This window comes from Lentibacillus sp., assembly GCF_035301925.1.
Taxonomy (GTDB): domain Bacteria; phylum Bacillota; class Bacilli; order Bacillales; family Amphibacillaceae; genus Lentibacillus.
Window position 1 is genome coordinate 1 of sequence record NZ_DATGTI010000049.1, and the last position, 5,126, is coordinate 5,126.

The following is a 5,126-nucleotide window of genomic DNA, read 5'->3' on the forward strand; positions in this document are numbered from 1 at the left end:
ACGGTCATTTCCATACAACTGCTGGTAATGAACCTGGAGCGCAGACTCCGCCTTCTTTTTTATTATTTTTTCCAACGCTTTTTCGGAAATTCTGTAGAACTAAAATGGGCTGTTTGAAAATCGTTCAGCAGTCCCTATTTAAAGAGAACTAAAAAAACACCACGTCTTCTCTTAAAAGGTGTGGTGCTTTTTGGGACCAAAAAGGCGGTCCCAATTCTGACGTCATAAAGAAGTTGATCAGGATCTATAAAAACTTTGAATGGATACCTTTATTCATGAAGAACTTATTCAGGGATTTACTTTGTCCAAGCATGTTACCTTACAATTTAAACAGAACATGTGGGCATATAATACTTACGTCCGTTGCGAGTACGTTTGTTTATTGATCAGTTAAGTTTATGTATTAGAAAAGAACTATTTTTTTGGATAGTTCTTTTAATTTTGATAGATTGTGATAATATGCGTCATATAATGTCATTAGGAAATTAATGCATATATAGCATTCAGACAAACAAAATGGCATCAAAAATGTAATCGCCTACATAGTGTATAGGAGGTGATAAATTTTTAAAAAGAACTCTGCTGTACGTTTTTACTTTTGGCAAAAAATGCGGAGGGAGGATTTAGTTGTGAGAAAAAACAAGTATCTGTTATGTCAACTGATTGTAACAATGATGGCAGTCCTTCTATTATTTTCAGTCGCACCTAAATCGGCTGATGCTGATTTCAAGTCTTCCGGTGACGATAACCATCAGTTTTCGGAATTGCAAAATCAAACCATCAAGCCGTGTACAGGCCCACCGGATAATCAAGGCAATAATAATCATTTTGAAAACTCCTCAGTGGATCTGAATGCAGCCAGTAATCTTATTGAAAGGTGGTTACCCTGCAAACAAGCTAGACAATTTAAACTGGGGGTGCTTGATACTTCCGGATACGATCAGGAAACCTTTCAAATTGAACCCGGTCCCGGCCAGCACATTACCATTTCCGGTTCAAGTACAAGCGCTTTATTAATGGGGTGGAAATGGTATTTGAAGTATGTGGTACATGCCAATATTTCTTTGACTGGAAAACAGCTGGATTTACCTAAAAAGTTACCTTTGCCGGATCAAATAATTCAACGTGATGCAAACGTAGAAAATCGATTTGCATTAAATGATACGGATGAGGGCTATACCGACCCATATGAAGATTGGGATTACTGGCAACATAAAATTGATGTGCTTGCAATGCATGGGATTAATGAAGTACTCGTATATCCTGGAACTGAAGCCGTCTATCAGAAAACGTTTGAGGAATTTGGATACTCAACTGCGGAAATGCGTGACTGGATTCCGACACCTGCTCATCAACCATGGTGGTTGCTACAAAATTTAAGTGGATTTCCAGGTCCTATCCCTCAAAATGTGATTGATAAACGAGCTGAACTGGGAAGGAAAATTGCCGACGGATTGCGCGAACTTGGAATGACACCAGTTTTTCCGGGATATTATGGTATGGTGCCATTTAATTTTGAGGAGAAAAATCCGGGCGCAAATATTGTTCCACAAGGGACATATCATCGGTTTACACAACCTGACTGGTTGGATCCGACAAATGAGTGGTTTCCGAAAGTCGCAAAGGCTTTTTACAAACACCAAAGTGAACTGTTAGGAGATTCTTCCATGTATAAAATGGACCTGCTCCATGAGGGGGGCCAAGCTGGGAATGTTGACATTGGTGATGCTTCGATAGCAGTTCAAGAGGCACTTGAAAAAGCACACCCAAAAGCAACTTGGGCGATTCTTGGATGGCATTCCAATCCACTTCCGGAAACCATTGAGGCAATTGATAAAGATAAGATGCTGATTCTTGATGGTATTTCTGAAAGAAGTTCTGCAAAAAACCGAGAGGATGATTGGGACCAGACACCTTACGCATTTGGTACTATATGGAACTTCGGTGGCCATACTAACATGGGAGCCAACATAACGGTTTGGAATGAAAAGTTTTTTAAATGGCTTAACAAAGAGGACAGTAAGCTTAAAGGAACAGCATTAATGCCTGAGGCGATCGATAATAACCCGGCTGCCATGGAATTTTTCACAGAAATGGCCTGGCATGATGAGCCGGTTGACATGAATGAATGGTTCGCCCAATATGCCACTGCTCGTTACGGTGCCGTTGATGAACATGCTCAAACTGCCTGGCAAACAATTTCACAAACCGTATATGATTTGCCTGCTAATAATTCAAGTGAAAAAGCGACGGAAATGTACAGTCTTGAACCAAGTCTGACTGCACCTACGACAGGGATTCATTTTCAAAAGGATCTGCATTATGACAAAGCTGAGTTTGAGCGGGCATTAACGGAACTTCTCAAGGTTGATCCGAGTCTTCGAGATAGCAGTGCTTATCAGTTTGATTTGATGGACGTGACCAGACAATTTTTGGCAAACAAAGGACGAAATTTGTTTCCGAAAATCAAGTCTGCTTACAACAGAGGAGATAAAAGTGCATTCGATGAACTAAGCGCCAAATGGCTCGATTACATGAAACTGACTGACAAAGTGGCAGCCACCAATAAGCACAGTATGATTGGACCATGGCTGGAAAATGCCAAAAGCTGGGCAACGAACGAAAAAGAACGCAAACGACTGGAATATGATGCCCGATCACTTATTTCAATATGGGGAACACCTGGACTTGATGACTATGGCCGTCGCCAATGGTCAGGCCTGGTCGGTGATTATTATTACTCAAGATGGCAAAAATATTTCGAATCACTTGATAAAACACTGGAAACTGGCCAGCCGCCAGAATCGATTGACTGGTTTGAATACGGCCAGGAATGGGCACATCAGAACAATAATTATCCGACTGAACCATCCGGCGATATTATCAAAATTGCCAAAGGTATCCATGAAAAGTTTGCCGGAGAACCTGAGGGGAAACTCGAAATATCAAGCAGTAAAGAAATAATAAACAGTGGTGACAAAGAGACAACAATCAGTGCAACGTTCACCAACCAGAACGGCGTTACAAAAGCGAACAATCTGAAGCTTAAATTGAATGTTCCTGAGGGTTATTCCGCGGAAGCACAAACACCTGACTCCACACAAGAAATTGATCCGGGTGAAACATTCAAAGTGAAATGGAGGGTAACAGCTCCTGAAGATAGAAGCGGTCAGGCTGCTGCGAAATTTGTAGTAGATGCTTCATTTGAAAATGGCCATCAAATTGATAACATAACTGATGAAACCCGATTGCTTGTTGAAAATGATGTTCAAACACCTTATAAAACAATATCGTTTAATGATGCAACGTTCAGCCAAGCTGAGGATAACTTTGCCATTTATGGCGGTGGTAATGATATGTGGAAGTCTAAGGATTATTATGGCGCGATTTATCAGGAAAATGCATTTGGAAGTACTGATACAGTCACGACAAAGGTTGACCATCAGGATCGGACCGGCCCTTATGCCCGTGCGGGGATTGTGGCCCGTAATGATTTAACGAACCAAAATGATTCCGCTGGCTACATTAATATTTCCGTAACACCAGACCATGGCTGCATGCTTTCCTGGGACAGCAATGGAGATGGAACACTGGACTCGAAAAAGAATGCAACTGAATTTAACGGACCTGAATACGTAAGACTTTCCCGGAACGGCTCGCTGTTTACCGCATCGTGCAGCCCAGACGGAGAACATTGGAAAGAAGTAGGCACGGTATTTGTTCCCGATACTAACGAAGATGTGGACACAGGCGTTTTCATGTCAGCGGTAAATGGGTCTGGGGACAGCACTGGTCTGGCACAATTTAAGGGCTTCTCAATTGAGCCGCAAGAATTTTTATTGCAGCTCCCACACCGGAAAATTCCGGGAGGTGTTCCCATAAACGTCACGGCATTGTTCCAAAATAAGCAGGAACAATCTATCAAAGATATGGCCGCTGTGTTAGATGTCCCTAATGATTGGGAGGTTAAAGCCATAACACCTGCTGACAGAATCGAGTTAGCACCAAATGAAAAGGTAAAAGTTACTTGGAACGTAATAGCACCTGAGGATGCTGACCCTGCTGACATTAATCTAAGAGCGACAGCAAACTATACTTTGGATGGTAACGAACATGCCGTAAAGAGTAAATTACCGGTTGAGGTTATTTCCACGGCAGATAACTTATCTGCGGCATTTAATAACGTCGGGATTACGGATGACGACAATCCTGGTCCTGGTAATCTTGACGGAGGAAACAGCTTCTCCGCTCAGGCACTTACGAAAGAAGGGTTAACTCCGGGGGCCACCGTAACGCATAAAGGTGTGTCTTTTAAGTGGCCTGATGTTCCAGCGGGTACACCTGATAATGTAAAGGGACAATCCGCAATTCAGGCATCAACTGCCGGAGACAAGCTTGCTTTTATTGGAGCAGGCGTTTATGACCAAACCGGCTCAGGCGCAGTCGTTTATTCTGATGGCACTGTTCAGGAATTTAGTGTTCATTTTGACAATTATGCTTCTCCAGATCCGTCAGCCGAGAGTGTCGTTGCAAGATTTGAATATCGCAACACACCTTCAGGGCCGGCGAACTTTGGTCATAACTACCAGGTGCTGTACGACGAGGTGACGTTGTATCCGGATAAAACAGTAGAGGCAGTGATTCTGCCTGATAATTCGCGAATCCATGTATTCAGTATGACTTTTGTAAACAGCGAAAGTACTGAGTCAAGTGTCGAGGCCATGAAATCACTTGTTGATCAGTATAAAGCAGATGGCGAGATTACTAGCAGTCAGGTAGCAAGGTTGATGAACCTGCAATTAACCTCTATCAGCCATTTTGCCGATAAAGATGCAATTGATAAAGCCGTCAAACATATGAACGGCTTCAAGCAGTTGCTCGATCATAATGAAGAAAACGGGCAGATAATAGAAGATGCTGCAGACAAACTACGGAAACATGCTGATAATCTGCTTGAAAAATGGTGATAAAGTGCATCTTCAACCGAGGCTGGGACAAAACCCCCAGTAAATTAAAAAATAAGCGTGGTCTCCACCATTATAGGTGAAGCACCACGCTTATTTTTTGTTTTCAATAAACAAAAAGGACACCTTTTGATAAAATTAAAGTAACCACACAATAATTAT

1 protein-coding gene is annotated in these 5,126 nt (G+C 42.1%); it reads left to right on the forward strand.

The features are described 5' to 3' along the window. The first annotated feature begins 629 nt into the window (after nucleotides 1–629). A complete protein-coding gene (locus VK080_RS04555; RefSeq protein WP_324223584.1) occupies nucleotides 630–4,967 on the forward strand; it encodes an alpha-N-acetylglucosaminidase TIM-barrel domain-containing protein in 4,338 nt (1,445 codons plus the stop codon). Nucleotides 4,968–5,126 lie beyond the last annotated feature (159 nt).